The organism is Janthinobacterium sp. BJB426 (assembly GCF_002735705.1).
Lineage (GTDB): Bacteria > Pseudomonadota > Gammaproteobacteria > Burkholderiales > Burkholderiaceae_D > Janthinobacterium.
The window spans coordinates 21,631-46,870 of the sequence record NZ_PDZL01000025.1; the positions used below are offsets into that span (position 1 = coordinate 21,631).

Annotated in this window: 26 protein-coding genes and 4 tRNA genes; 18 read left to right on the forward strand and 12 right to left on the reverse strand. The window is 61.7% G+C overall.

Annotated features, from left to right (window positions below; all coding sequences use genetic code 11):
* Window positions 1-59: 59 nt before the first annotated feature.
* From ybgF to CSQ93_RS25635, 5 genes are all read left to right on the forward strand, one after another.
* Entirely contained in the window at window positions 60-818 is a 759-nt protein-coding gene (ybgF, locus tag CSQ93_RS25620; RefSeq protein ID WP_077401297.1) for a tol-pal system protein YbgF, read from the forward strand.
* Window positions 819-885: 67 nt separating this feature from the next.
* Window positions 886-961: transfer RNA gene (locus CSQ93_RS25625), tRNA-Lys, on the forward strand.
* Window positions 962-1,050: 89 nt separating this feature from the next.
* Window positions 1,051-1,126 (forward strand) — tRNA-Lys (locus CSQ93_RS25630).
* Between the two features lie 143 nt (window positions 1,127-1,269).
* Entirely contained in the window at window positions 1,270-1,473 is a 204-nt protein-coding gene (relB, locus tag CSQ93_RS29100) for a type II toxin-antitoxin system RelB family antitoxin (protein WP_158301369.1), read from the forward strand.
* Complete coding sequence (locus CSQ93_RS25635) at window positions 1,448-1,723, forward strand: type II toxin-antitoxin system RelE/ParE family toxin (protein WP_099380471.1); 276 nt, start codon at window positions 1,448-1,450, stop codon at window positions 1,721-1,723. The genes relB and CSQ93_RS25635 overlap by 26 nt, the downstream gene beginning before the upstream one ends.
* Before the next feature lie 75 nt (window positions 1,724-1,798).
* Here CSQ93_RS25635 and CSQ93_RS25640 read toward each other — a convergent pair whose 3' ends face one another.
* The 4 genes from CSQ93_RS25640 to CSQ93_RS25655 form a co-directional block, all read right to left on the reverse strand.
* The gene (locus CSQ93_RS25640) at window positions 1,799-2,098 is read right to left on the reverse strand and encodes a BrnA antitoxin family protein (protein ID WP_099380472.1); all 300 of its coding nucleotides are present in this window, start codon (window positions 2,096-2,098) and stop codon (window positions 1,799-1,801) included.
* Complete coding sequence (locus CSQ93_RS25645; RefSeq protein ID WP_099380473.1) at window positions 2,058-2,330, reverse strand: BrnT family toxin; 273 nt, start codon at window positions 2,328-2,330, stop codon at window positions 2,058-2,060. The genes CSQ93_RS25640 and CSQ93_RS25645 overlap by 41 nt, the downstream gene beginning before the upstream one ends.
* Before the next feature lie 83 nt (window positions 2,331-2,413).
* Window positions 2,414-3,544 (reverse strand): acyltransferase family protein, encoded by a 1,131-nt coding sequence (locus CSQ93_RS25650; RefSeq protein ID WP_099380474.1) that lies wholly within the window; start codon window positions 3,542-3,544, stop codon window positions 2,414-2,416.
* A gap of 122 nt (window positions 3,545-3,666) precedes the next feature.
* Window positions 3,667-4,008 carry an ArsR/SmtB family transcription factor gene (locus tag CSQ93_RS25655; protein ID WP_099380507.1) on the reverse strand — a complete coding sequence of 114 codons (342 nt, stop codon included), beginning with the start codon at window positions 4,006-4,008 and terminating at the stop codon, window positions 3,667-3,669.
* A 106-nt stretch (window positions 4,009-4,114) separates the two neighbouring features.
* Between CSQ93_RS25655 and CSQ93_RS25660 the strand changes: the two genes are divergently transcribed.
* Window positions 4,115-5,203, forward strand: a complete 1,089-nt coding sequence (locus tag CSQ93_RS25660) for an NADH:flavin oxidoreductase/NADH oxidase (RefSeq protein ID WP_099380475.1) — start codon at window positions 4,115-4,117, stop codon at window positions 5,201-5,203.
* On the opposite strand, the gene CSQ93_RS25665 is transcribed toward CSQ93_RS25660, so the two are convergent.
* Both CSQ93_RS25665 and CSQ93_RS25670 read right to left on the reverse strand, forming a co-directional pair.
* Window positions 5,197-6,696, reverse strand: coding sequence for an MDR family MFS transporter (locus CSQ93_RS25665; protein WP_233516347.1), 1,500 nt, complete (start codon window positions 6,694-6,696; stop codon window positions 5,197-5,199). The genes CSQ93_RS25660 and CSQ93_RS25665 overlap by 7 nt on opposite strands.
* Complete coding sequence (locus CSQ93_RS25670) at window positions 6,693-7,151, reverse strand: MarR family winged helix-turn-helix transcriptional regulator (RefSeq protein ID WP_099380476.1); 459 nt, start codon at window positions 7,149-7,151, stop codon at window positions 6,693-6,695. The genes CSQ93_RS25665 and CSQ93_RS25670 overlap by 4 nt, the downstream gene beginning before the upstream one ends.
* A gap of 120 nt (window positions 7,152-7,271) precedes the next feature.
* On the opposite strand from CSQ93_RS25670, the gene CSQ93_RS25675 reads away from it, so the two are divergent.
* Both CSQ93_RS25675 and CSQ93_RS25680 read left to right on the forward strand, forming a co-directional pair.
* Window positions 7,272-7,347, forward strand: a tRNA-Lys gene (locus CSQ93_RS25675).
* A 71-nt stretch (window positions 7,348-7,418) separates the two neighbouring features.
* Window positions 7,419-7,494 (forward strand) — tRNA-Lys (locus CSQ93_RS25680).
* Between the two features lie 55 nt (window positions 7,495-7,549).
* On the opposite strand, the gene CSQ93_RS25685 is transcribed toward CSQ93_RS25680, so the two are convergent.
* Window positions 7,550-8,290, reverse strand: coding sequence for an AraC family transcriptional regulator (locus CSQ93_RS25685; protein WP_442778349.1), 741 nt, complete (start codon window positions 8,288-8,290; stop codon window positions 7,550-7,552).
* Window positions 8,291-8,383: 93 nt separating this feature from the next.
* On the opposite strand from CSQ93_RS25685, the gene CSQ93_RS25690 reads away from it, so the two are divergent.
* From CSQ93_RS25690 to CSQ93_RS25700, 3 genes are all read left to right on the forward strand, one after another.
* Window positions 8,384-8,650 (forward strand): hypothetical protein, encoded by a 267-nt coding sequence (locus CSQ93_RS25690; protein WP_099380478.1) that lies wholly within the window; start codon window positions 8,384-8,386, stop codon window positions 8,648-8,650.
* A gap of 57 nt (window positions 8,651-8,707) precedes the next feature.
* Window positions 8,708-9,301: an IMPACT family protein gene (locus tag CSQ93_RS25695; protein WP_099380479.1), complete on the forward strand. Its 594-nt coding sequence runs from the start codon at window positions 8,708-8,710 to the stop codon at window positions 9,299-9,301.
* A 266-nt stretch (window positions 9,302-9,567) separates the two neighbouring features.
* A complete protein-coding gene (locus tag CSQ93_RS25700) occupies window positions 9,568-10,284 on the forward strand; it encodes a hypothetical protein (protein WP_099380480.1) in 717 nt (238 codons plus the stop codon).
* A 104-nt stretch (window positions 10,285-10,388) separates the two neighbouring features.
* Here CSQ93_RS25700 and CSQ93_RS25705 read toward each other — a convergent pair whose 3' ends face one another.
* Entirely contained in the window at window positions 10,389-10,778 is a 390-nt protein-coding gene (locus CSQ93_RS25705; RefSeq protein WP_099380481.1) for a hypothetical protein, read from the reverse strand.
* A gap of 13 nt (window positions 10,779-10,791) precedes the next feature.
* A complete protein-coding gene (locus CSQ93_RS25710) occupies window positions 10,792-11,169 on the reverse strand; it encodes a nuclear transport factor 2 family protein (RefSeq protein WP_099380482.1) in 378 nt (125 codons plus the stop codon).
* Window positions 11,170-11,430: 261 nt separating this feature from the next.
* Here CSQ93_RS25710 and CSQ93_RS25715 point away from each other — a divergent pair, with 261 nt between their 5' ends.
* The 6 genes from CSQ93_RS25715 (at window position 11,431) to CSQ93_RS29105 (ending at window position 18,708) form a co-directional block, all read left to right on the forward strand.
* Window positions 11,431-12,831, forward strand: a complete 1,401-nt coding sequence (locus CSQ93_RS25715; RefSeq protein ID WP_099380483.1) for an L-cystine transporter — start codon at window positions 11,431-11,433, stop codon at window positions 12,829-12,831.
* 80 nt (window positions 12,832-12,911) lie between these two features.
* Window positions 12,912-13,676, forward strand: a complete 765-nt coding sequence (locus tag CSQ93_RS25720; RefSeq protein WP_099380484.1) for a histidine phosphatase family protein — start codon at window positions 12,912-12,914, stop codon at window positions 13,674-13,676.
* Window positions 13,677-13,692: 16 nt separating this feature from the next.
* Window positions 13,693-14,571 carry an NAD(P)H-hydrate dehydratase gene (locus CSQ93_RS25725; protein ID WP_099380485.1) on the forward strand — a complete coding sequence of 293 codons (879 nt, stop codon included), beginning with the start codon at window positions 13,693-13,695 and terminating at the stop codon, window positions 14,569-14,571.
* A 112-nt stretch (window positions 14,572-14,683) separates the two neighbouring features.
* On the forward strand, window positions 14,684-17,197 hold the full coding sequence (locus CSQ93_RS25730) for a TonB-dependent receptor plug domain-containing protein (RefSeq protein ID WP_233516348.1): 2,514 nt from the start codon (window positions 14,684-14,686) through the stop codon (window positions 17,195-17,197).
* A 17-nt stretch (window positions 17,198-17,214) separates the two neighbouring features.
* Window positions 17,215-18,138 (forward strand): SAM hydrolase/SAM-dependent halogenase family protein, encoded by a 924-nt coding sequence (locus tag CSQ93_RS25735; protein ID WP_099380486.1) that lies wholly within the window; start codon window positions 17,215-17,217, stop codon window positions 18,136-18,138.
* Between the two features lie 237 nt (window positions 18,139-18,375).
* A complete protein-coding gene (locus tag CSQ93_RS29105) occupies window positions 18,376-18,708 on the forward strand; it encodes a hypothetical protein (RefSeq protein WP_158301370.1) in 333 nt (110 codons plus the stop codon).
* Between the two features lie 92 nt (window positions 18,709-18,800).
* On the opposite strand, the gene CSQ93_RS25745 is transcribed toward CSQ93_RS29105, so the two are convergent.
* The 3 genes from CSQ93_RS25745 to CSQ93_RS25755 all read right to left on the reverse strand — a co-directional run bounded on the left by CSQ93_RS25745 (window position 18,801) and on the right by CSQ93_RS25755 (window position 23,864).
* A complete protein-coding gene (locus tag CSQ93_RS25745; RefSeq protein WP_099380488.1) occupies window positions 18,801-22,022 on the reverse strand; it encodes an efflux RND transporter permease subunit in 3,222 nt (1,073 codons plus the stop codon).
* A 3-nt stretch (window positions 22,023-22,025) separates the two neighbouring features.
* On the reverse strand, window positions 22,026-23,198 hold the full coding sequence (locus CSQ93_RS25750) for an efflux RND transporter periplasmic adaptor subunit (RefSeq protein WP_099380489.1): 1,173 nt from the start codon (window positions 23,196-23,198) through the stop codon (window positions 22,026-22,028).
* Window positions 23,199-23,438: 240 nt separating this feature from the next.
* The gene (locus CSQ93_RS25755) at window positions 23,439-23,864 is read right to left on the reverse strand and encodes a divergent PAP2 family protein (protein ID WP_099380490.1); all 426 of its coding nucleotides are present in this window, start codon (window positions 23,862-23,864) and stop codon (window positions 23,439-23,441) included.
* 248 nt (window positions 23,865-24,112) lie between these two features.
* On the opposite strand from CSQ93_RS25755, the gene CSQ93_RS25760 reads away from it, so the two are divergent.
* The gene (locus CSQ93_RS25760; RefSeq protein WP_099380491.1) at window positions 24,113-25,195 is read left to right on the forward strand and encodes a DUF475 domain-containing protein; all 1,083 of its coding nucleotides are present in this window, start codon (window positions 24,113-24,115) and stop codon (window positions 25,193-25,195) included.
* Window positions 25,196-25,240: the final 45 nt, after the last annotated feature.

The following is a 25,240-nucleotide window of genomic DNA, read 5'->3' on the forward strand; positions in this document are numbered from 1 at the left end:
GGTGATTCACCGCCCGGCGCCCCGTTTGCATGTTTGCGTAACCTTAGAAAGCCCGACTCATGATGACATTCTCGAAAGCCGGCGTCGCCGCCGCCTTGATGGCCGCGTTTGCCTACCTGCCCCTGCACGCCAACGCCGCCCTGTTCGATGACGACGAAGCGCGCAAGGCCATCCTCGAGCTGCGCGCCAAGGTCGACGCCATGGCGCGCGACCTGAACAGCCGCATCGACGCCAAGGCGGACAAGACCAGCACCTTGAGCCTGATCAACCAGCACGACCAAACCATGCAGGAGATCGCCCGCCTGCGCGGCCAGATCGAAGTGCTGGGCAACGATCTGGCGAACACGCAAAAGCGCCAGAAGGATTTCTACACCGATATCGATGCGCGCCTGCGCAAGCTCGAACCGCGCCAGGTCACCATCGACGGCCAGGAAGCGGCCGTGGGCGTATCCGAGCAAAGCGCATACGAATCCGCGTTCGGCCTGTTCAAGTCGGGCGACTACAAGGGCGCCGTGACGGCCCTGGACGGCTTCGTCAAGCGCTATCCGGAATCAGCCTACGCGGCCAACGCGCAATACTGGCTGGGTAACGCCTATTACGCCCAGCGCGACTGCAAGAGCGCCATCACGGCCCAGCAGGCAGTGCTGAAACACTACCCGGACAGCCCTAAAGCGCCCGACGCCATGCTCAACATCGCCAGCTGCTACACGGAGCTGAAAGACAAGCCGAACGCGACCAAGACGCTAAACGCCCTGATCTCGCGCTACCCGGACTCCAGCGCGGCCCAGGCCGCCAAGGAACGGGGCGGCAAAAAGTAAAAGCGGGGAAAAAGTTGCCCGTTAGGTTTGACAGAATCCCGGGCACCCCCTATAATCTTTCTTCTTCGGGTCGTTAGCTCAGCTGGTAGAGCAGCGGACTTTTAATCCGTTGGTCGCAGGTTCGAATCCCGCACGGCCTACCACGAATACGCAGTACTGATCTGCTTGCGAGTTGTTATAGCAAGCATTTTTTTACGGCACAGTGTTACCGAAGTTGTTGTAAAAAGTTTTTGGGTCGTTAGCTCAGCTGGTAGAGCAGCGGACTTTTAATCCGTTGGTCGCAGGTTCGAATCCCGCACGGCCTACCAAATACGTCAGAGAAGCCAACCGTTCGCGGTTGGCTTTTTTGTTTTCAGCAGCATCACTTGCACGCGATGCCACCCCTGACACAAATCAAACGCCTTGTCACCCGCGCTACATCTCTGTCGGACTGTCGTATAATCAGACCATCATGAACGCCAGCCCATCCTCGACCACGTCCGAATTTGCGACAACGGAAGCCGCCGAAACCTATAAACAATGGTTTCGCACAAAGGTGCTGGCGTCGCTCAATGATGACCGCCCTACCGCCTCGCACGAGACAGTCATGGCGCAACTGAGGAAAATCGTCACGCCACAGACTGACGGCCATGCTGCCGATTCAATGGAAGGTTGAAGCGCAGGAAGACTTGACCGCGATCCTCACTTACATCGCGCAGCGCAACCCGCCAGCAGCACTGCAGCTTTACAACGACATCGACAACGCCATCTCCCAACTTCCACGTCATCCTCATTTGTACCGAACCGGAAGAGTTGCCGGCACGCGGGAACTGGCAGTCCACCCAAACTATGTCGTCGTATATCGCGTTGAAGCAAGCGCGATAGAAATTCTTGCCGTCATGCATACACGGCAACTATATCCCTGAGCAACAATACTCTCTGCCATACGGAACACCGCTTTTAATGCGGGACCTCAGCCTTGCGAGTACCAAAGTAAGCCACTACACCCGCCGCGCCCGCAGCCACTCCTTCAGCGCATCATTCATGCGCGTTTGCCAACCGTCGCCGGTGGCCTTGAAGGCCTCGATAATTTCAGCGTCGAAGCGTATGGTCGTGCTGACCTTGCCGCCGCCACCCGCAGGCCTGCCGCGACGACGCGCCATTTCTTGCTGCGCCTCGGGACGGGAAACGGGCTTGTCGCCCACTTGCCAGACGCCTTGCTCAAAAAAACCGTCCGTCAATTCAGGCGCATCGTCGTGATCAACCCAGGCCTTGCTTGTATTTGTCGATTTCGCGTTCATTTGCCTTCCTCATGCTGATGATTCTGCGCGCCAGGCCACGCGGCGTCCAGACCAATACAATCAGACGCTCGTCGAGCCAGCCTGCAGTGATGAAGCGGGATTCGCCATAGTCTTGGCGCTGGTCCGGCAGCGTAATGGTGAGCCCGTCAAACACTACACGCGCACGCGCAAAGTCGAGACCACGCTCCCTGAGCGTCTTTTCACGCTTGGCAGCATCAAAAGTGATTCTCATTATTTATTGTAGTAACAAATAATAGAAACAGCCAGCCCTGTTTCGCGAGCAAGGGCGCCATCGGGACTGCTACATCGCCGCCCTTAACGCGACGCCAACGCCGGCCGCCCGGCCAGATGCGCCACCACGCCACCCATCACCCGCCCCAGCGGCACCTCCACCCAGCGGTAAAACGCGGCGCCGGCCGCCAGGCTGGCGCCCCAGGCCGTCAGCATGCCCAGCGCCTGCCACTCGGGCTCGAGCGGGACATAGCTGATAAACAGAGCATTCACCAGCAGGCTGACGGGGAAGTGCACGAGGAAGACAGCATATGAAATACGCCCGAGGGCGTTGATGACGTTCCAGGCGCCGCCCTGGGACGGCGTGCGGGCGCGGCCGAACAGGAACAGGGCGCAGGCGACGATCAGGGCCAGGGCGATGCGGCTGCGGTAGTCGACGGCCAGGGCCAGCAGGACGGGCACGGCGGCCATCGCCATGAGCACGGTCATGGCGCCGGGTTTGCGGGCCGGATCGCTGGCCCACCAGGCCAGCATGCCAAGGCCATAGCTGCCGAAGAAATACGGCGCCCAGTTGTCCCAGTCCGCGTCGAGATTGAAATACAGCAGGGAAAAGGTGATGCCGACGGTGACGGCCAGCGGCATGAGCCAGTGCCGGCGCTGATGGCCCGCCACGCGGCTACCTAGCCACAGCAGCGATACCGTCAGCAGGTAGAGCTGGAAATCGATGGCCACGTACCAGGCGCCAGCCGACAGCGATTCATAGCCCAGCACGCCATGCAGCAGCAAGGCATGGGCGCTCAGCTGGCCCAGGGTGACGGCGGCCGACATGGAGTCGTGCATCATCCAGATACCGGCCACGGGCGTGATGATGGCGGCGAGCAAGGTGGCGGCAAGGAAAGGCGGCGCCAGCTTGGCATAGCGGCGCCAGATCGCCTGCAGCGGGGTGGCAATGCCGGGATGGCCGGCGGGAGAGAGCGATTTGGCGACCAGAAAGCCGCCGATGACGAGAAACACTTGCACGGCGATGCGCGCGCTGCCGCCCAGCCAGTCCAGCAACGCAGGCCACAGGGGTTGCACGTAGTCGGACATGGGGCCGTAAAACGCCAGGTGGTGCAACACGATCAACTGCGCCGCGCCTGCCTTCAAACCATTGATCCAGCCAAACTGCGGACGATGTGCCAGGTCCGCCTGTGATACCACTGCTGCTGCCGTCATTCCCTATCCTTGCCGTGCCAGGTAGTGTCGCCAGCCCATCGCGCAACAGGCGCGCGGCTGAGGATTTACCGAAAGGCCGACATCATAGCCGAGCCTGGCAAATGGCGGGGCACGGCAGGCGGCTAGACTGCCTGTCCGCCCGCGTCCGACACCTCGGGCGCCACTGGCTGCTGCGCCAGGATGACGTCGAGCAAACCGGGAAAACGGCTCTCGATATCGGCGCGGCGCAGGGTGTTCATGTGCGTCGTGCCCGCGTTTTCCGTGTAGACGAGGCCCGCTTCGCGCAAGACCTTGAAATGGTGGGAAACGGTCGACTTCGGCCGCCCACCGTCGAGGTCGCCACAAGCGGCCGCGTCGACTCTGGCCAGGTGGCGCACGATGTCGAGGCGAATGGAATCGCTCAAAGCGTACAGCACTCTTTCAAGGACGAATTCGCTGGCGGGAGGATGTTTGTGTGGGCGCATGAGCAGAATCATACAGCATGCGCTATACTAATTCCATTCTTCGAATATTTACGAACTACCGAATCAGCATTTCCATACACCTTCATCAACAAACACAAAGGCCACCATGTCCGCCCTCTTCCAGCCCTACACCCTCAAAGATATCACGCTGCGCAACCGCATCGCCGTGCCGCCGATGTGCCAGTACATGGCCGTCGATGGTGCCGTCAACGACTGGCATCTGTCGCATTATGCGGGCATGGCGCGTGGCGGCGCCGGCCTGGTGATCGTCGAAGCGACGGCCGTGGCGCCGGAAGGCCGCATCACGCCCGGTTGCACGGGCATCTGGAACGATGACCTGGCGCAAGCCTTCGTGCCTGTCGTCAAAGCCATCAAGGCGGCCGGCTCCGTGCCCGGCATCCAGATCGCCCACGCGGGCCGCAAGGCCAGCGCCAACCGCCCATGGGAAGGCGACGACCATATTCCTGAAGGCGACGCGCGCGGCTGGCAAACCATCGCCCCGTCCGCCATCGCCTTTGGCGGCGGCCTGCCGAAAGTACCGCGCGCCATGGACCTCGACGATATCGCCCGCGTGAAACAGAACTTCGTCGACGCGGCCGTGCGCGCCCGCGAAGTGGGCTTCGAATGGTTGGAACTGCACTTCGCCCACGGCTACCTGGCGCAAAGCTTCTTTTCCGCCCACTCGAACCAGCGCGACGATATCTATGGCGGTAGCCTGGAAAACCGTAGCCGCTTCCTGCTGGAAACCTTGAAAGCCGTGCGCGAAGTGTGGCCTGAACACCTGCCGCTGACGATCCGCTTTGGCGTGCTGGAATTTGACGGCCGCGACGAGCAAACCCTGCTCGAATCGATCGGCCTCGTGCGCCAGTTCAAGGATGCGGGCATGGATATGCTCAGCGTCAGCATGGGTTTTACCATTCCCGACGTATCGATTCCATGGGGCCCGGCCTTCATGGGCCCGATTGCCGAGCGCGTGCGCCGCGAAGCGGGCGTTCCCGTCTCGTCCGCCTGGGGCTTCGGCACGCCAGCCATTGCCGAGCGTGTCGTCAAGGAAGAACAACTGGACGTGGTGATGGTCGGCAAGGCGCACCTGGCCAACCCGCACTGGGCATACTTTGCCGCCAAGGAACTCGGCGTGGAACGCGCCTCGTGGACCCTGCCGGCACCGTACGCCCACTGGCTGGAACGCTACTGATCGTCCCTGACCGTCGCCGGATGCCCCTCCAGGGGCAGTTCCGGCAGGAACAGCAGGAAGACCAGCCCCAATAGCAGCAACACGGCGCCGGCGCCAAACACGCTGGCGATCGCATGGCGGTACACTTCCACCGTCTGCGTCGCCGCGTGCGCACCCAGCGCCGAGACGGCTTCCACGCCATGCTTGTGCAACTGGTGCGCAAGGATGGCGCCCGACGCCGTCACGCCTAGCAAGCCGCCCAGCGAACGGAAAAAGGCCAGCATCGCCGTGCCCACGCCGCGGCGCGCCAGCGGCAAGGCATTTTGCACGGCAATCGTCATGTTCGGCATCACCAGTCCCAGCCCCGTGCCGAGGAAAAAGATGGCCGGCTCGATGATCCAGTAGCCACGCGACGTTTCCATGGCCCAGGCCAGCACGGCAAACGCCACGACCGCCACGCCCAGCCCCATCACCTGCACCATCTTGTACTTGCCCGAGCGCGACAGCACCCGGCCATTGAACATCGACGACGCCACCAGCCCCACCATCATCGCCACCGTCATCACGCCCGATTCGGCGGGACTGGTGCCCATCACCAGCTGGAAGAACAGGGGAAAGAAGACGCTGGCACCCATCAGGCCCATGAAGGTCATGGCCATCACCAGGCTGGCGATATTGAAGGTGCGGTTTTCGAACAGCTCGGGCGGCAGCACGGGTTCATCCACCCTGCCCACGTGAAACGCCAGCCAGAGACCCAGCAACACGGCGATGCCGCCGCACACCTTGATGGCCAGCGCATCCCACGGCCACTCGGTACCGCCCAGCGCCAGCACCAGCAGGGCCGCCGTGACAGCGCCCGTCAGCAAGGCAGACCCCAGATAGTCGATCTTGTGCGCGTGCATGCGCACGGGCTTGCGCATGGCGCGCGCGATGATGACAAAGGCAGCCGCGCCAATGGGCAGGTTGACGTAGAAAATCCAGTGCCACGACCAGGCATCCGTGATGACGCCGCCCAGCACGGGGCCCAGCACGCTGGTGACGGCAAACACGATGGGCACCATGCCCTGCCGCTTGCCCCGCTCGGCCGGCGGCACGATGTCGCCGATGATGATTTGCGCCAGCGGCATGAAGCCGCCCGCACCCAAGCCCTGGATAGCGCGAAAGATAATGAGTTCCGTCATGTTCTGCGCCAGCCCGCACAACACGGAACCGAGCAAAAAGGTCAGCAGGGCCGTAAAGATCATGGGACGGCGGCCGTACTGGTCGGCCAACTTGCCGTACAAGGGCATGGTAGCCGTCGAGGCCAGCACATACGCCGTGACCACCCACGACAGGTGCGCCATGCCGCCCAGGTCATCGACGATGCGCGGCAACGCCGTGGCGACGATACTCTGGTCCAGCGCGCCGAGGCCCAGCACGGCCATCAGGCCAAGGTAGATGGCGCGCACTTCGCGTTCGGTAACGGGTTTGGCAGCGCCTTTTTCTACGCCTGTGGCTTGATCGTGGCGGCTCATGCTTGTCCGATCTCAAGCAGCGGCTGCATGGCGGCTTCCAGTGCATCGATCTGCTGCGGCGTCAGGCGGGCGATGCGCCGCGCCAGCGCATCGCGGCGGCGCGCGCGCAGGGTTTCGAGTATCGCCAGGCCTTGCGCGGAGACCTGCAGGCCCGAGCGCCGCCGGTCTTGCGGATCGGGCGCGCTGCGCTCGACCAGCCCCGCTTCTTCCAGCGACTTGACCTGCGCGCTGACGGTAGGCCCGCGCACATTTTGCAGGCGCGCCAGCGCGGCCACGCCGATGCCAGGCTGCTCGTGGATCAGCGCCAGCAGCATGTATTGCATCATCGATACGCTACCCTCCAGCTCGCCCCCTTCGCGCTGCATGGAGCGCAGCAGGCGCTTGAACGCCGTGCGCAATTCATCGGACAGCGCCAGCGCGCGTTCGGGGATGGGAAGGTCTTCGGTAGTGGACATGGAAATATATAAGTAGGTAGGCTATCTACCCATATTATGCCGCCCCCGGACACCATGCAAGGCTTTTTTCCATCCCCGCCCTTCCCAAAACCGCCGCTGGCCGTCATAATAGCCGCCCTTGGGTCGTTAGCTCAGCTGGTAGAGCAGCGGACTTTTAATCCGTTGGTCGCAGGTTCGAATCCCGCACGGCCTACCAAGATTCAGCCGTCATCATGCAAGCATGCTGATACGACACAGTGTTACCGCAGTTCAGTTGTAAAAGTTTTTGGGTCGTTAGCTCAGCTGGTAGAGCAGCGGACTTTTAATCCGTTGGTCGCAGGTTCGAATCCCGCACGGCCTACCAAATACTTTAGGAAAGCCAACCGTTCGCGGTTGGCTTTTTTGTTTTGCGCACCAGCTTATTCTTCCCCATACCTCCCCGGCGTCACGCCCATCACGCGCTTGAACATGGCGATGAAGGCGCTGATGTTGTCGTAGCCCAGGTCCAGCGCAATCGTCGTGACGGTGTTGCCCGCAGCCAATAGTTCCAGGGCGCGCAGGATGCGGGCGCGCTGGCGCCAGGCGGAGGGCGTAAAGCCCGTCTCGATCGTGAAGCGACGGGCCAGGGTACGCGGCGACACGCCGGCCCAGGCGGCCAGCGCTTCCACGCCACGCTCGTCGGCGAGGTTATCGAGGATGGCGCGCGCCACGCGCAGCAGGCGCGGGTCCGTGGGCAAGGGCAAGCCGAAGGGTTCGTGCGGCGAAGCAGCGATTTCGTCGAGAATCACGGCCGCCACCCGGGCTTGCCGCGCGTCCAGCGCGCCGTCGTCCCAGGCGCTGGCGCGGCCCACCGCTTCGCGCAGCAAGCCCGAGACACGCATCACGCAAGGCGCGGCGGGCAAGCTGGCGCTACTGGCTTCGTCCACATACACGCTCCAGCCCGCAAACGGGCCATGCGAACGCAGCGCATGGACGTGATGGGGCGGCATCCACACGCAGTGGCTGGCCGGCACCACCCATTGCCCGCTGTCGGCGGCAACGGAAAGCAAGCCCCGCATGGCGCCGAACAACTGGCCGCTGGCGTGGTGGTGGGCCGCCGTCACCCTTTCCTGCGGCTGGGAAATATGCATGGCGCGCAGCGGCAGCGATGGCGACAAGATTGGCGGATTTGACGTATTGAATGACATAAACAACGCAGGCAAGACAATCCAGCCATCATACAGTGAAGTCTTTCCAACATTCAGGAGTTCACCATGCGCGCAGAAGACGTATTACCGGATCAACAAAACCAGGGTCAGTTCAATGGCGTGACCGTTCGCAAGGGCACGGTGGGCGCCTTCCTGGCCAATGCCAGGCTATGGCTGGACGAGAACAGCAGCATCGCCGAACGGACCATGGCCGAGTGCGACATTGTTGATGCCCTGCCCGCCCTGCACGCACTGGGACTGTTCGACATTGTGCAAGTGCGCGATGCGGCGCTGCGCGAACTGGTTGCTGCCCCCACAGCGCGAGCGGGCTGACTCGTCGACGGCGCGCATTTCCTCTATCATGCTGCTTTGCCCGCCTTCGCACCCGCCATGCCGTTTACCATTGCCACTCCCGTCCACAGCGAACTGATCATCAAGAAAAGCCGTTTCATCGGTTGCGTGCAGCCAATGACGGACCGCGCCAGCGCGCAGCAGGTGGTCAATGACTTGAAGGCGCAGCATCCGGGCGCCTGCCATGTGTGCTGGGCGCTGCTGGCGGGCGGGCAATCGGCGGCCGTCGATGATGGCGAACCGAGCGGCACGGCCGGGCGGCCCATGCTCGACGTGCTGCGCCATCAGGACCTGGAAGGCGTGCTGGCGACCGTCGTGCGCTACTTTGGCGGGATCAAGCTGGGTGCGGGCGGCCTCGTGCGTGCCTACACGGATAGCGTGGCGCAAGCGTTGTTGCAGGCGGAAAAGACGGCCATCGTGCGCCAGCGCACCCTGCGTTGCACGGTGCCGTATGCAATGGAAGGCATGCTGCGCCGCGAACTCGATGGCGCCGGCGCCACCTTGCTGAGCGTGGAACACGGCGAGCACGTGCTGTTCGACTTCAGCCTGGCGGAAGCGGCGGCCACCGCCCTGCTGGCCCACTTGCATGAGGCGGGCAATGGGCGGATAGCCTGGCTGGATGCACAAGACTGAGTGGCGGGCAAACGATGCCTGCCACTAACTTTGCAATAAAGAAGACTATCGCGGCGAAACTTCTAGCATTCCAAGATGAGACATACCGTCATCCGCAACGGTTTAAAAATCACATAAGCGCTTGCTGCATTGATATTGCACAATACAACGATTTTAATTCTTGCAATGCTGGATAAAACAACATTACTTCCTTCTCCCATCATCAATATTCTTCTTTTTACCCATCATAATGCCATAATGCAACTTTAATCACCATTAGAGGCAATATGTCACTTATTCAGAAATTGGAATCTGGTTACCTACAATTCCTGCGCGTCGTCTTTTTACTCTTTGCCACAATCGCCATCATTATTGCCTTCATTCTTGGGGGACGCTATCTGATGGAACACGATGCGCAGGCCATACCCGTGAAGGATGAGATAAAAATCAGCCTCGCTGATTACAAGCCATCGGACGACCTCACAACAAAGAGCGACTCTACCGGCAAAAGCAATACTGCCGCCGCAAAAACAAAAGATCCCCTGTTTGAAGAGTTTTCCGGCGCACTCAAGAAATTAGGTACGGCAGCCATCCCTGACTTCGTATTGAATCTTGAAGCGGTTAACAATATTTTTCGCGGAATCGAAAAGAATCCAGAACTTGGCCGCCCGTTCCTCACGCAATTTGTCGGCATATTAAATACGGCCAGCACCAACCCTGCAATTGTCGTGCGTTTGAAAAAAGATGTGGGCGATGAGTTCAATGCTATCCTGGAACATAGCCAGCGTGAATATAAGGCACAAGCAAACCGCATTGCCAACCAGCGCCAACAAGCAGAAAGCGACGCATTATCGAAGCAGCAACAGGCAATGTGGTCGCTCTATGCCGCAGGCGTTCTATTTCTCGGCTTCGTCGGCCTGATTCTTTTAATCGTCTTGTTGAAAATCGAACGGAATCTGCGCCATCACACCATTGTTCCTGCCCCACAAGGTAGTACGAACTGAGAGTATCCAGCACTGAAATTTTCCAGTCGGGCAAAATAGCATTGCATCAAGGTTCGGACGAGCCGTTGAATAGTCGTCCGAACCTGTTGAATCATGCAAACGCATCAAAGAGTGGCTGGCCGCTTGATCTGCAGCAAGATGAAATGCGTCCACGCCAGCGCCGGCAGCACCATCAATAGCAGCATCAGTCCGGCCGGCATGTCCGGCACGAAACGCACGAAGCAGGCGAGAAAACTGGCGATGGCCAGCCAGAAACGCCAGTTGAACGCGTATGCCTTGCGCGCCACGGTGGCCAGGGCGATGCGCCAAAATTCCAGCAAGGCCCACAAGCCGCCCGTCAACAGCAGCGCGGCCAGGGCATTGGCGCCGGGGGCGTCAGCCCAGGTGCGCACCAGGTTGTACAACAGCACGGGATAGCCGGCCGTGATGGCCAGAGTGGCAGGGCCGGCGGCGATGACAGCTTCAAACAGCTGCCCTTTGGAACGATGATCCACTAAATGATGCTCCTCAAGCCACGACGCCGGAATGGGCGGCGATCACTTGCAGCGCGCCGGCCGCATCCTGCGTCCAGACGCGCGTAAAACGGAAGTCGCCATGCGTTTCCACATCGTGATAGCTGCCCGTCAGCTGCATGCGCACGGAGACGACGGCCACGTTGCCATTGATGCGCACATGGCGCTCGGACGCGCGCAAGTCCGTGATTGTCAGCAGGCGCTGCTCGTGCGCGGCCAGGTCCGCATGCTTGCTCAGCAAGTGGCCCAAGTGATTGGTAAACAATAAGTCATCAGCCAGCAACTGATTCAGTACAGCCACGTCGGAGGCCATCATGGCCAGGCGCAAGCGTTCTTCCGCATCGAGTACCTGTACTTCCGTTAAAGCATTCATCTTTTTCCTTCAAATATATGCACGACATTGATAAATAGGCAAAACATGCTGGCATGAAATCGGGTTTTTCACAATCCGCCGGAAGACTTATGCCTGTGGAGCATATTTATATAGCGTAATATTCGCAGCGGTATTGCGCAAAACGCCACCATAGTACTGTACAGTGCTTGCCCTTCCGCCCCGGGCTGGGGCAGCTGTCAGTTGTAGTACTGTTTTATGTGCTCCGTGCAGTCTCGAATAAAACCAAGATAAGGCCCCTTCATGGCAATTAACATCATCCTGAACCTGCTCGTTGCGTTGCTCGTCTTCGCTTTCATGTTCCACCAGCAACGCAAACATGCGACGTTTACCGTGCGCGTCTTCACGGGCCTTGGCCTGGGCGTGCTGCTCGGTGCGGCCGTGCAGTGGCTGTACGGCGCCGGCTCGCCCGTCATCGCGGGCACCAATGAATACATCGACATCGTCGGCAGCGGCTACGTAAAACTGCTGCAAATGATCATCATGCCGCTGATCATGGTCTCGATCATTTCCGCCATTTTAAAGCTCAAGGATGCGAGTTCCCTGGGCAAGATCAGCGCGCTGACGATCGGCACCCTACTCATCACCACGACCATCGCCGCCGCGCTGGGCATTTTGATGGCCAAGCTGTTCGGCCTGACGGCTGTCGGCCTGACCTCGAGCGCTGCAGAAGTGGCGCGCGGCGTGCAGCTGCAAGGCTCGCTGGAAACGGCGAAGGCCCTGTCGCTGCCGAAACTGCTGGTCAGCTTCGTGCCGACCAACCCCTTCCTCGACATGACGGGCGCGCGCAAGACGTCGACCATCGCCGTGGTCGTGTTCTCGATTTTCATCGGCATCTCGGCCACGGGTATCGCGGTGAAGAAGCCGGAAATCTTCGCTTCTTTCGAAAACTTCATGAAAGTGGCGCACGCCATCGTCATGCGCATGGTCACCCTGGTGCTGCGCCTGACGCCGTACGGCGTGTTCGCGCTGATGTTTGAAGTGGTGGCGTCGTCGAGCTACACGGACATCTTGAAACTGATCAACTTCGTCGTCGCCTCGTACAGCGCGCTGATATTGATGTTCCTCGTGCACCTGGCCATCATCGCCGGCGTGGGTCTCAATCCGCTGCGCTTCGTGAAAAAAGTCTTCCCCGTGCTGGCCTTCGCGTTTACGTCGCGCACCAGCGCCGGTTCCATCCCGATGAGCGTGCAGACGCAAACCCAGCGCCTGGGCACGCCGGAAGGCATCGCCAACTTTGCCGCCTCGTTCGGTTCGACCATCGGCCAGAACGGCTGCGCCGGCATCTATCCGGCCATGCTGGCCGTCATGATCGCCCCCACCGTCGGCGTCGACCCGTTCACGATCAGCTTCCTGCTGCCCTTGCTGGCCATCATCACCATCGGTTCCGTCGGCGTGGCCGGCGTGGGCGGCGGCGCCACGTTTGCCGCGCTGATCGTGCTGTCGGCGATGGACTTGCCCGTCGCACTGGCCGGCTTGCTGATTTCCGTCGAACCGCTGATCGACATGGGCCGCACGGCCCTGAACGTGAGCGGCTCGATCACGGCCGGTACCGTCACCAGCCGGGTCATGGGACAAACCGACCTGGCCGTCTACAACAGCGACGACGCGCCCGACTTGGATGAAGCGGAGCACGCCGCCTAAAAATCTGTCCAGCGGCGCGCCGTACCTTGCCGCTTTCGTCTATATTTATTAACAATAAATACAGAGGAAGGCGCAAGGCGATGGAACAGAAATGGCCGCAGCAAATCTGGATCGTGCGTCACGGCCAAAGTGCCGGCAACGTGGCGCGCGATGCCGCCGAAGCGGAAAAACAGTTATTGATCGCCATCGCCGAGCGCGATGTCGACGTCCCCCTCTCCGAACTGGGCGCGCGCCAGGCGCAAGCCCTGGGCGACTGGTTCGCCACCCTTCCCCCTGAACAACAACCGACCGTCGTGCTGTATTCCCCGTACGTACGGGCGCAGCAGACGACACAAGCCGTGCTGACGCGCCTCGATGCAGACAGCCTGAGCGCCGTGGTGGCCGACGAGCGCCTGCGCGAAAAGGAATTCGGCATCCTCGACCGCCTGACCGTGCACGGCATCGCCAGCAAGTACCCGGAACTGTACGAACAGCGCCAGCACGTGGGCAAATTTTACTTCCGTCCACCGGGCGGCGAAAGTTGGTGCGACGTCATCCTGCGCCTGCGCAGCGTGCTCGACACCATCACCCGCGAATACCGGGGCGAACGGGTGCTGATCGTCGGCCACCAGGTCATCGTCAATTGCTTCCGCTACCTGCTGGAACGCTGCGACGAGCAAGCCATCCTGGCCATCGACAAGGCAGCCGACGTGCCCAACTGCGGCGTCACCTCGTATGCCTTCAACCCCGCCGTGGGCAAGCACGGCAGGCTGCAGCTGAACCTGTGCAACTTCGTCGCGCCGCTGGAAGCGGCCGGCACACCCGTCACGGCCCAGCCCGACATGCCGGCCGCGCCCAAATCCTGATCCTTCGGAGGCATGCATGGACACCACCGACATCACCCCATCCCTGCTGCGCTCCTGGCCCCTGCCCATGCCCCAGCCAGACGGCGACAAGGAAGTGCGCGGCCACCTGCTGATCATTGCCGGCTCGGCGGAAATGCCGGGCGCCATTGTGCTGGCCGCCACGGCCGCCCTGCGCGCGGGCGCCGGCAAGCTGACCCTGGCGACGGGCGCGTCGGTGGCGGCGCAAGTGGCCATCGCCATGCCCGAGGCGCGGGTCATCGGCCTGGATGAAACGGCGCTGGGCGGCTTCCGGCACGAAGCGCAACATCAGCTGGCGCCGCTGGCCGGCAAGGTGGACGCCGTGCTCGTCGGGCCAGGCATGTGCGACACGGCCGCAAGTTGCGAGCTGATGCGTCACCTGCTGCCCCTGTTTGCCGCCAGTCGCTTGATTCTTGACGCGTGCGCCATGCAAGTCGTGCGCAAGCCCGCGCACTTCCGCTTTGACCAACCGGTTCTGCTGACGCCGCACGCGGGCGAACTGGCCCAACTGATGGGCCTGTCAAAAGACGCCGTGCTGGCCGACCCGCATGCCTGCGCCGTGGACGCGGCGCGGCGCTGGAATGCCATCGTCGCCCTGAAAGGCGCACTGACCGTCATCGCCATGCCCGACGGCACCAGCTGGACACATGCGGGCGGCAACATCGGCCTGGCCATTTCCGGTTCCGGCGACACCCTGGCCGGCATCATCACGGGTCTGGCCGCGCGCGGCGCTCCGTTGGAGCAAGCGTGCGCCTGGGGCATCGCCCTGCATGCGCAGGCGGGCGAACAGCTGGCCCTGCGCTTCGGCATCCTCGGCTACTTGGCGCGCGAAATCCCGGCCGAGATTCCCGCCCTGCTGCGTCACCTGGCGGCATAAAAACAACAGCATAAGCATATCCAGAAAGAATCGTTAGCGCCGGCGGGCGCCTCCCTTAAGCTCATGGCAACTGTTTCCACACCGACACTAATCGAGCCCAAAGGACACCGCCTTGTATCCGCGCCATTCAACCACCACGCCTTCCCTTCCCGCCACGCCGCTGCGCGCCATCGTGCTGGCCTGCGCCATGCTGGGCACCGCGCCCGCCTGGGCACAGGACGCGCAGACCAGCACCAGCACAGGCAACACCGCTGAAACGGCCGGCGCCAGCATCGACCAGGTCACCGTCGTCGGCTCGCGCGCGCGCAATCGCACGGTGTTCGACAGCAGCGTGCCCATCGACCGCTTCGGCGCGCGCGAAGTGAGCAATGCGCTGGCGACAGGCGATGTGGGCGCGGCCCTGCAAAACCTGTCGCCGTCGATCAACTTCCCCCGCATCGAGTCGAGCGGCGCGTCGGACTCCGTGCGCGGCATCCAGTTGCGGGGACTGGCACCGGACCAGGTGCTGGTGCTGATCAACGGCAAGCGCCGCCACACGAGCGCCGTGCTCGATACTGAAAGCAGCTTCGCCGGCACCGTGCCGGTCGACATCAATGCCATTCCGCCCAACGCCATCGACCACATCGAAATCCTGCGCGACGGCGCCGGCGCCCAGTACGGCAGCGACGCCGTGGCGGGTGTCATCAACATCGTGCTGAAAAAGGCGCGCACGGGCGGTGCCGCTTCCATCAGCTATGGCGCCAACCATACGCATTTCGCCCCCACCGATCAAACCCTGACGGATGGCCAGACCGTCATCGTCAACGCCGACTATGGCGTGCCGCTGGGCGAAGCGGGTTTCTTCCGCTTCGGCGCCGAAACGCGCCGCCGCTCGCCGACGGAACGGGCCGGCCCCAGCGACGCGGGCTGGACTTCCTACAACCTCACGCCAGCGGACCAGGCCCTCGACGGCAAGGTGGTGTTCAAATCTGGCGACTCGCGCCAGCGCAACAACTATTTGTTCTACAACACCCAACTCACCCTGGCCAACGGCCTGGATCTGTACTCGTTTGCCACCCTCAACGAACGCAAATCGGACGGCAGCGCCTACTTCCGCTATCCGGGCGACCCGTCGAACGTATTGGCCCTGTATCCGAACGGCTACCGCCCCGTCACCAATGGCGACAAGCGCGACCTCAGCATCGTGGCCGGCGTGCGCGGCGGCGCGGGCGAGTGGAACTGGGACGCCAGCGCGCGCCACGGCAGCGACCGCTTTGACTACGGCGTGAGCCACTCCGTCAACGCCTCGCTGGGCGCGGCCAGCCCCACGCGTTTCAAGCTGGCCGGTTTCGACTTCCGCCAGAACGCCTTGAACATCGATGCCACGCGCAGCATCGACATCGGCTTGCCCGCCCCCTTGAGCGTGGCGGTGGGCGCCGAATGGATGCGCGAAACCTACACCAGCTCGGCCGGCGACCCTGCCTCGTACGCGGCCGGCAGCTTCACGGATGCGCCGCCGGGCGCCCAGGCGGGACCTGGCCTGCGTCCATCGGATGCCTATGACGGCAGTCGGCAAATCCGCTCCGTGTATGCGGACGTTGAAAGCGATCTCACGCCGCGCCTGCTGGTGGGCGCCGCCGCCCGCTATTCCGACTACAGCGACTTCGGCAGTGCCAGCACGGGCAAGCTGTCCACGCGCTATAAAGTGACGGAGAATTTTCTTGTGCGCGGTTCGCTGTCGAACAGCTTCCGCGCGCCGGCCCTCGTGCAGACGGGCTTCCGCTTCGCCACACTGAACTTCAACGCCGATGGCACGGCCCTGCAAACGGCGGCCCTGCTGCCGGCCAGCGACCCGCTGGCGCGCAGCTTCGGCGCGCAACAGCTGAAACCGGAAAAATCGACCAACGTCTCGCTGGGCCTGGCCTGGAAACCGGCCGCCGCCACCAGCGTGACGGTAGATGCCTACGTGATCCGCATCCGCGACCGCATCACGCGCTCGAGCGACTTGCAAAGCGACACCGTCACGTCCTACCTGGCCGCCAATAACCGCAGCGACATCCAGTCCGTGGCCTACCTGGCCAATTTGCTCGACACGCGGACCAAAGGCCTGGACGTGGTGCTGAACCACGACCTGACGTTCACCTCAGGCAAGCTGAACCTGAATGCGGCGCTGAACCTGAACAAGACCAGCCTCGACAAGGTGCACCAGAGTTCCGCCGCGCTATCCAATATCGATCCAAGTCTGACCCTGCTGACGGAGACGAGTTTGTTCCGCATCAAACATGCGTCACCCGCCAGCAAATTGATCCTCGGTGCCGACTGGCAAGCGGCCGGCTGGGGTGTGCAGGCGCGCGCCACGCGCTTTGGCGAGCTGAAAGATTTTTCCTACGACAGCGATGCCCCCCTGATCGATGGCATCCCCGCGCAACGCTTCGGCGCCGTCTGGTCGCTGGACCTGGAGGGTCAGTTAAAACTGAGCAAGCAGCTGACCCTGAGCGTGGGCGGCAACAACATCCTCGACCGCTATCCGCAGCGCGTACGGGAAACGAATAACGCCACGTATGGCGGCGCCCTGCCCTACAATTTCATCAACCCCATCGGCGTGAACGGCGCGTACTTTTACGCCAAGCTGAACTACACCTTCTAACGCCACGGAAAGAACCCATGATCCTCAAGAAAATCTCCCACCTCGTCGCCGGCGCCTGCCTGAGCGCCCTCCTGCTGTCCAGCGCCCAGGCTGCCGCGCCGCTGGTACTGATGACGGACTTCGGCACGGCCGACGGCGCCGTGTCAGCCATGCATGGCGTCGCCTATGGCGTCGATCCCCACCTTACGATTTCGGATCTGACGCACCAGATTCCCGACTACGACATCTGGCTGGGCGCCTACCGCTTGTACCAGACGGCCAATTACTGGCCTCAAGGCACGGTGTTTGTTTCCGTCATCGATCCGGGCGTGGGCACGGCGCGCAAGTCGGTGGTGCTGAAAACCAAGGGCGGGCGCTACTTCGTGGGGCCGGACAATGGCCTGTTCACCCTGATCGCCGAACGCGACGGCGTGGCCGAACTGCGCGAAATCGATGAAAAGGTCAACCGCCTGGCGGGCTCCGCCGAGTCGTACACCTTCCATGGCCGCGACGTGTACGCGTATGTGGGCGCGCGCCTGGCATCGGGCGCCATCACGTATGAACAGGTAGGCCCGCAATTGCCGAGCGAATCAGTAGTCAAGATTGCGTATCAAAAGCCTGTGCGCGACGGCAATACCATCCGCGGCATCGTGCCCGTGCTTGACGTCAAGTATGGCAATGTGTGGACGAATATCCCGAAATCGCTGCTCGACGAATTGCAGGTGAAACTGCATGATCCGCTGCAAGTGCGCATCTTGCACAAGGGCAAGCAAGTGGCCAAGGTCACGGCGCCATTCGAACACACATTTGGCGGCGTCGCCAAGGGCAAGCCGCTGGTCTATCTGAACAGCCTGCTCGACGTGGCTGTTGCCATCAGCCAGGGTGACTTTGCTGCCAAGCACCACGTCGAGTCGGGCGTGGATTGGGAAGTGGAAGTCAGCAAGGTCCCTGCCGCCAAATAAACCACCCGAACACGGCCAGGGCATCCTGTCCTGGCCCATCTCGTATCCCATGCGGGTTTGCGCTACGTCAAACGCAGCGCTCTCCCCGCCTCCGCCAGCACCACACCTGTGCAAGTCCGGTGAACCTGTACCGGCCCACCTACTCTAATCCTTGCAAGCGATGCCAGCCTTGTTCCAGATACGCAATCTGGCGAGGCATGCGTTTCCACGACAGTCTTACACTGAAAAGGAACAATCATGACGGCTCCACTCCTGACCACCAGCAAGCTCGTCCTTGGTAGCGCCATCGTCTGCGCGTTGCTGGGCGGTTGCAACAAACGCAATGACACCAGCACCACCGCCACGCCCGCCGCCACCGCGCCGGCAACGCCGCCCGCCACCAGCGGCACGTCCGGCACCACGGGCACCACCAACCCGGACACGCCAGCCGCCACGCCTGGCATGGCACCAGGCACCACCACCAATCCCGATGGCACTACCACGCCACCCTCGACCACGCCGCCTCAAAATGGCACGACACCAGGAACAGGCATAGGGACAAGCACTACGTCGCCACCACGCAACAGCTAGCCCCCTTGCCAGACGAGCAGGCAAAAAAAGAGCCTTCCGAGGAAGGCTCTTGAAATACCACTGCGCAGCGTGAGCTGCACCTTGGCCCGGTATTACTTTTGCAGGCTGACCGACGCTGCTTTCGGCGTGCGGCGTCCCATCAGGAACAGCACGGCCTTTTTCAGCATGCGGTAGACGAAACGCACCAGCAGCAAGGTCAGTACGCACTCGACCAGGGTCAGGATCATGGCCACGGCGACGGGCATGCGCGCGGCGCGGCGGTGGAACTTGGCCACGGCGCCATCGCGGGCGATTTCGATGCTGTCATAGAAGGTCGGCACGACCAGCAAGGTCAAAATCGTCGAGGTGATGGTGCCGCCGATGATGGCGATCGCCAATGGACGGTAGAACTCGCCGCCCTCGCCCAGGCCCAGTGCCACGGGGAACATGCCGGCGATCAGCGCAAACGTCGTCATCAGGATGGGGCGCAGACGCATGCGGCCTGCATACATCAGCGCGTCTTCGCGGCCATGGCCCTCTTCCTCGCGCTTGCGCGCCGCGTCCAGCAGCAGGATGGCGTTCTTGGCGACCAGGCCCATCAGCATGATGATACCGATAAAGCTCATCAGGTTGAGGGTGTTGTTCGTGATCACCAGCGCCACCACCACGCCGATCAAACTGAGCGGCAAGGACATCATCACGGCCACGGGCGCCGTGAAGGAACCGAATTGCATGACCAGGATCAAATACATCAGGCCGATACCCATCACCAGCGCGATCAGCATTTCCGTGAACAACTCTTGCTGGTCCTGGCCGGCGCCACCGAGCGCCAGGCCGTAGCCGGGCGGGAAATCGATGGAGTTGGCCAGCTTCATGGCGTCGCTCGTCACTTCGCCATTCGAGCGGCCTTGCGCATTGGCCGATACGGTAATCGTGCGCTTGCCATTCTTGTGCTCGATGCCGGACGGGCCCTTGCCCATGGTAATGGTGGCGATCTGGTCGAGCGGCACCATTTGCGACGTGCCCGTCACGCTGATCGGCAGGCGCTCGATGTTTTCCGATGCCACGCGGTCGTCAGGGTGCAGACGGACGGCCACGTCGCGCGTTTCGCCCGTCGGATCGACCCAGTCGCCCACTTCCACGCCGGCGAATGCCACGCGCAACGATTGCGCCGCGTCATTGACGGAAATGCCCATCGAGTTGGCCAGGCCACGGTTGAGCTCGATCTGCAGCTCATTCTTCGGGTCTTGCTCGGACAAGCCCACATCGACGGCGCCAGGAATGGCGCGCAGCTTGTCCATATAGGCATTCGTGATTTCCATGAGCTTGCGCGAATCGGGACCCGTGAACTCCACCTGGATCGGCTTTTGCGAACCATTGCTCAAATCATCCTGCACCACGTATTCGGCACCCACCAGGCGCGACATCTTCTCGCGCAGCTCGACCGCGATTTCCTTGGCCGAACGCTTGCGGGTGTTGCGCTTGCCGATATCGACATACACGCGTCCGCCGCCCGCATTGATGGAGCTGTTGGTGTCCTTGGTTTCAGGCAAGGAACGCGCCAGCACGGCCGCCGCTTCCAGTTTCAGGCGCGAATACTCGATGCTGCTTGACGATGGCGTGCGCACATTGATCATCAAGTTGCCCGAATCGGATGCCGGCAAGAAACTCGTGCCGCCATGCGTAGCGTGCAGAACAATAGCGCCCACCAGGCTGCCGAAGGCGATGACGGCCATCCAGCGGCGGTGATGCAGGGCCCAGGCGATCACGCGGCCATAGCGGTCGGCCTGATGGTCGAACCAGTGGTTGAATTTTTCCAGCACGCGGCCGATACCTTTTTTCGGCGCCGAGTGTTCCTCGACCGGGTCGCCCCAGTAGGCCGACAGCATCGGGTCGAGCGTAAACGAGATGCCCAGGCTGACGAGCACCGAACACGTCACCGTCAAGGCAAACGGACGGAACCATTCGCCGGAGATACCGGGCATGAAGGCCACGGGGATGAAGACGGCGATGATGGAGAAGGTCGTGGCGGCCACGGCCATACCGATCTCGGCCGTGCCTTCCAGCGCGGCCGTGCGGCGATCCTTGCCCATCTGCATGTGGCGCACGATGTTTTCACGCACCACGATGGCGTCATCGATCAGCACGCCAATGGCCAGCGACAGGCCCAGCAAGGTCATGAAGTTCAGGGTAAAGCCGCACAGCCACACGGCAATGAAGGCGGCAATCACGGACGTCGGCAGGCTCAGTGCCGTAATCAAGGTGGAACGCCACGAGTTCAGGAAGGCGTAGACGACGAAGATCGTCAGCACGGCGCCCAGCACCAGCGATTCGATCACGTTGTTCAAGCTATGCTGGGCGTTTTCGCCGCCGTCGCGCGTCACTTGCAGGATCGTGCCTTTCGGCAAGGTCTTGTTGATTTCCGCCACCATGTCGCGGATCTTGTTGGCCACACTGACGGTGGAGGCGTCGCGCACGCGGGTGATCGAAATGCCCACGTTAGGCTTGCCGCTGCGCATGCTCAGGCTGTTGACTTCGGCAAAGCCATCTTCGATGGTGGCCACTTGCGCCAGGCGCACGATTTCCTCGCCGCGGCGCTTGATCACCACTTTCTCGAAGTCGCTTGGCGACTCGATGCGGCCCACGAGGCGGATGCTTTTCTCGTCCAGGGTGCCGCGCACCTTGCCCACCGGGGCATTCGTGTTCTGGTTGCGCAAGGCGGTGACGACATCGCTGACGGAAACATTGTATTCGCGCAACTTTTCCGCCCGCAGCAGCACGGACAGTTCGCGCTTGAGCGATCCGCCCACGTTGACCAGTGCCACGCCATCGACGGTGCGGAAGCGGTCCGACAGCACGTCTTCGGCCAGGCGCGAAATTTCCGCATGGCTTTGCGTATTCGACGACAGCGCCAGCTGCATGATCGGCTCGGCGGCAGGGTCGATGCGCTGCAAGATGGGCTCGCGCATTTCCGTCGGCAACTTGTAGCGCACGGCGGCAATCGCATTGCGGATATTGTCGGACGCTTCGATCAAATTGGTATTGAAGGAAAACTTCAGGAAGATGCTGGCTGAACCTTCATTCGAATCGCTGTTGACTTCGGTCACGCCGGAAATGCTTTGCAGCGACTTTTCCAGGCGGTTCACCACTTCGCGCTCGACCGTATCGGGCGAGGCGCCAGGGTAAGGAATGCTGACGACGATGAAGGGCACTTCGACGTCCGGGTTCTGGTTGACGCGCAATTTCTTGAGCGCCAGCAAGCCGACGCACATCATGGCCAGGATCAGGACGATAGTGGCGGTGGGCCGCTTGATACTGAAATCGGAAAGGAACATGGCTTAGTTTCCTTTACCGGCAACGGCGGTGCTGCTGCTGGCCACGGCGGCGGCTGGCACGGCCTTGGCGGCCGTCAATTCCACTTTCTGACCATCCTTGAAGGTGGAGCCCGGCGTGCGCAGCACGGTGTCGCCACTGGCCAGGCCGCTTTGCACTTCCCACTGGCCCGTGCGCACGTCGCGCGCACCGATGTGCAGTGTGACTTTATGCAAAGCCTTGTCCTTGACTTTCCACGTGTACGTGACGTCGCCCGCCTTTACCAGGGCCGAGTCGGGGATCATCAGCGCGCTGACGGTTTCCGTCTCGATGCGCCCTTCCGCATACAGGCCGGCCACGCGCGGCTGTTCCTTGTCGTTGAAATCGACCAGCACGGCCACCTGGCGCGTGACGGCATTGGCGGCCGGATCGACGCGGCGCACCTTGCCCGCAAAATCCTGGCCTGGATAACCATTGATGCGGAACAGCACGGGCTGGCCCACCTTGACGACGCCGATCTTGTCGGCCGACACCAGGCCTTCGAGGCGCATGCTGGTTGGATCGATGACCTTGATCAATTCCTTGCCGATTTGCGCCGTATCGCCATTCGATACCTTGCGCTCGCTCACGATGCCATCGAACGGCGCACGCACGAGGGTGCGCTGCAACTGCTGGCGGGCTTGCACGGCGCGGCTTTTCGCGGCGGACAAATCGCTTTGCGCATTATTGCGGCGAATTTCCGCGTCTTCCAGCGCCTGCGTCGACGTCATGCCCGAAGCGCGCAGGGTTTTCATGCGCTGGAACATGCGTTCGGACTGCTCCAGCACCTGGCTGGCGGCACGGCTGGCTTCCTCGGCCGAATTGAGGCTGTCGCGGATGGACGTTTCATCCAGGCGCACCAGCACGTCGCCCCGCTTGACGACTTCACCGTTTTCCTTCAGTACCTGGAGCACTACGGCCGATACTTCGGCGCGCAAGTCCGCGTTGCGCTCAGGCTGCACGGAACCGGTGATGACAGGCCCCGACGCCAGCGCATTGCTCTGGATGGTCAACAGGTCTTCCGGGGATACCAGCAAATTGACGGCAGCGCCCGCCTGTTCCTTGGCATTCTTGCCGCCCTTGCCGGGATCTTTGGACTCTTTGCCGCAGGCGGCCAGGGCAGAAGCGATTGCCAGAACAAACAGGGTTTTGCGCAACATGGGTAATTCTCCGGATAGATAGCACCACTACCGTTCCTGCTGCCCGGATAGGGCTGCAAGCGATAGCAAGCATAATATTTTTATTAAAACCACAAGCGCCAAAGTATCCATGAGCGCGTCCGGGCATGTCAATCGGCGGCTTCCTGTAATGCTTTAATGAATGGATGAAACGTAGTTTTTACGCCCTGAAACGCAAAACCCCGCCTTGAAGCGGGGTTTTGCGTTTCAGGGGAAGCGAACTTAGCGGGCAAACACGGTGTTGATCAGGAAACCGATGGCCACGCCCGTGCACAGGCCGCCGGCGATTTCCACCAGGGTATGACCCATACGCTCGCGCAAGGTCTTGTGCGCGGGGCTGGCAGCTTCCCCGGCCAGGCGGTTGATGGCCGCCGCCTGCTTGCCCACGTGCTGGCGCAGGCTGTTGGCGTCGATGATGACGATGAAGGCCAAGGTCACGGCCACGCCAAAGGCGGGATGGCCTATGCCTTCGCGCAAGGCGATCAGGGTTGCCATGCTGGAAACAACGGCACTATGGTTGCTGGGAAAGCCGCCATTGCCGACCAGGCCGAACGCCCATTGCCGCGTGCGGACACTGTTGATCAGGAATTTGATCGGTCCGACCAGGATCCAGGCGATCAGGGGCGTGACGAGGTAAGCGATATCCACGGGGTATTCCTTCTTATATATATGTAGAGAATGTGTCAGGGGCTGCGGCAGCCAGACAAGCGCGCCGCAATTATCGCAGATCAGCCGCGCCAGCAGAACTGTCTATCGCCGACCTATAAAACGCCGCCCCAGGCGGCAACTAATATAAAATCATGGCATATACAACAATTGACGTATATCAACACTGAGTGCGGCGCGCACAGCGGCGCGGATAATCAAACGTCTTTCACACTTGCAACGGGGTACTCATGCGGCATTTCAGAATTTCCTTTTTAGTCACTTTTATCCTGATGGCGGTGTCAGGCTGGTGGGGTTACAGCCATGGCGGCATGCCAGGCATGATCCAGGCGCTGTGGATCACGGGCGTGCTGGGCATCATGGAAGTATCGCTGTCGTTCGACAATGCCGTGGTAAATGCCTCGGTCTTGCGTCACTGGAATGAATTCTGGCAAAAACTGTTCTTGACGGTCGGTATCCTCGTGGCCGTCTTCGGCATGCGGTTGCTGTTTCCACTGGTCATCGTTTCCGTCGCTACGGGCCTGGGCCTGGTCGACGTGTGGACCATGGCCACCACGACGCCCGATGTGTACGCCAAGCACCTGACGGACAACCATGCGCAAGTGGCGGCCTTCGGTGGCGCCTTCCTGCTGCTGGTGTTCCTGAACTTCCTGTTCGACGATGAAAAAGAGTTGCACTGGCTGGGCTGGGCCGAGGAAAAAGTCAATGCGCTGGGCACCGAAAGCCTGGCCGTTCTGATCACCATGGGTGCCGTGGCCGCCTGCGTGGCAATGGGTCCCGTGGACGAAAAGTACAGCGTGCTCGCGTCTGGCATCGTCGGCATCGCCGTCTACATCGGCGTGAACTGGATCAGCGGCTTGCTGGAAGAAGGCGAACCGGACTTGCAGGATGACGACGAGGAAGGCGCCGCGCCAGCCAGGAACGGCAATGGCGACCTCGTGAAAACGGTGGCGCGCGGCAGCATCGGCGGCTTCCTGTACCTGGAAGTGCTGGATGCCTCGTTCAGCTTTGACGGCGTGATCGGCGCGTTCGCCATCACCAACGACGTGGTCATCATCATGCTGGGCCTGGCCATCGGCGCCATGTTCGTGCGCTCGATGACGGTGTACCTGGTGCACAAGGGCACCCTGGACGAATTCGTCTACCTCGAGCACGGCGCCCATTATGCGATCGGCATCCTCGCCTTGATCATGCTGGCGTCCGTCAAGTACCATATTCCGGAGTGGTTCACGGGCCTGTCGGGCGTGGCCTTCATCCTGGTCTCGCTGTGGTCATCCTTGCGTTATCGCAAACGGCACGCGGCACAAGCTTGAAATCGGGGGTTCCGCCCCCAATTGAGAGAGTAATGGCACGAGCGC

What these genes read in the sequence shown, in the direction of transcription:
- ybgF (WP_077401297.1), top strand. Translation starts at nt 60, where the DNA reads ATGATGACATTCTCGAAAGCCGGCGTCGCCGCCGCCTTGATGGCCGCG.
- relB (WP_158301369.1), top strand. Translation starts at nt 1,270, where the DNA reads ATGAACGCCAGCCCATCCTCGACCACGTCCGAATTTGCGACAACGGAA.
- CSQ93_RS25635 (WP_099380471.1), top strand. Translation starts at nt 1,448, where the DNA reads ATGCTGCCGATTCAATGGAAGGTTGAAGCGCAGGAAGACTTGACCGCG.
- CSQ93_RS25640 (WP_099380472.1), bottom strand. Translation starts at nt 2,098, where the DNA reads ATGAACGCGAAATCGACAAATACAAGCAAGGCCTGGGTTGATCACGAC.
- CSQ93_RS25645 (WP_099380473.1), bottom strand. Translation starts at nt 2,330, where the DNA reads ATGAGAATCACTTTTGATGCTGCCAAGCGTGAAAAGACGCTCAGGGAG.
- CSQ93_RS25650 (WP_099380474.1), bottom strand. Translation starts at nt 3,544, where the DNA reads ATGACGGCAGCAGCAGTGGTATCACAGGCGGACCTGGCACATCGTCCG.
- CSQ93_RS25655 (WP_099380507.1), bottom strand. Translation starts at nt 4,008, where the DNA reads ATGCGCCCACACAAACATCCTCCCGCCAGCGAATTCGTCCTTGAAAGA.
- CSQ93_RS25660 (WP_099380475.1), top strand. Translation starts at nt 4,115, where the DNA reads ATGTCCGCCCTCTTCCAGCCCTACACCCTCAAAGATATCACGCTGCGC.
- CSQ93_RS25665 (WP_233516347.1), bottom strand. Translation starts at nt 6,696, where the DNA reads ATGAGCCGCCACGATCAAGCCACAGGCGTAGAAAAAGGCGCTGCCAAA.
- CSQ93_RS25670 (WP_099380476.1), bottom strand. Translation starts at nt 7,151, where the DNA reads ATGTCCACTACCGAAGACCTTCCCATCCCCGAACGCGCGCTGGCGCTG.
- CSQ93_RS25690 (WP_099380478.1), top strand. Translation starts at nt 8,384, where the DNA reads ATGCGCGCAGAAGACGTATTACCGGATCAACAAAACCAGGGTCAGTTC.
- CSQ93_RS25695 (WP_099380479.1), top strand. Translation starts at nt 8,708, where the DNA reads ATGCCGTTTACCATTGCCACTCCCGTCCACAGCGAACTGATCATCAAG.
- CSQ93_RS25700 (WP_099380480.1), top strand. Translation starts at nt 9,568, where the DNA reads ATGTCACTTATTCAGAAATTGGAATCTGGTTACCTACAATTCCTGCGC.
- CSQ93_RS25710 (WP_099380482.1), bottom strand. Translation starts at nt 11,169, where the DNA reads ATGAATGCTTTAACGGAAGTACAGGTACTCGATGCGGAAGAACGCTTG.
- CSQ93_RS25715 (WP_099380483.1), top strand. Translation starts at nt 11,431, where the DNA reads ATGGCAATTAACATCATCCTGAACCTGCTCGTTGCGTTGCTCGTCTTC.
- CSQ93_RS25720 (WP_099380484.1), top strand. Translation starts at nt 12,912, where the DNA reads ATGGAACAGAAATGGCCGCAGCAAATCTGGATCGTGCGTCACGGCCAA.
- CSQ93_RS25725 (WP_099380485.1), top strand. Translation starts at nt 13,693, where the DNA reads ATGGACACCACCGACATCACCCCATCCCTGCTGCGCTCCTGGCCCCTG.
- CSQ93_RS25735 (WP_099380486.1), top strand. Translation starts at nt 17,215, where the DNA reads ATGATCCTCAAGAAAATCTCCCACCTCGTCGCCGGCGCCTGCCTGAGC.
- CSQ93_RS29105 (WP_158301370.1), top strand. Translation starts at nt 18,376, where the DNA reads ATGACGGCTCCACTCCTGACCACCAGCAAGCTCGTCCTTGGTAGCGCC.
- CSQ93_RS25745 (WP_099380488.1), bottom strand. Translation starts at nt 22,022, where the DNA reads ATGTTCCTTTCCGATTTCAGTATCAAGCGGCCCACCGCCACTATCGTC.
- CSQ93_RS25750 (WP_099380489.1), bottom strand. Translation starts at nt 23,198, where the DNA reads ATGTTGCGCAAAACCCTGTTTGTTCTGGCAATCGCTTCTGCCCTGGCC.
- CSQ93_RS25760 (WP_099380491.1), top strand. Translation starts at nt 24,113, where the DNA reads ATGCGGCATTTCAGAATTTCCTTTTTAGTCACTTTTATCCTGATGGCG.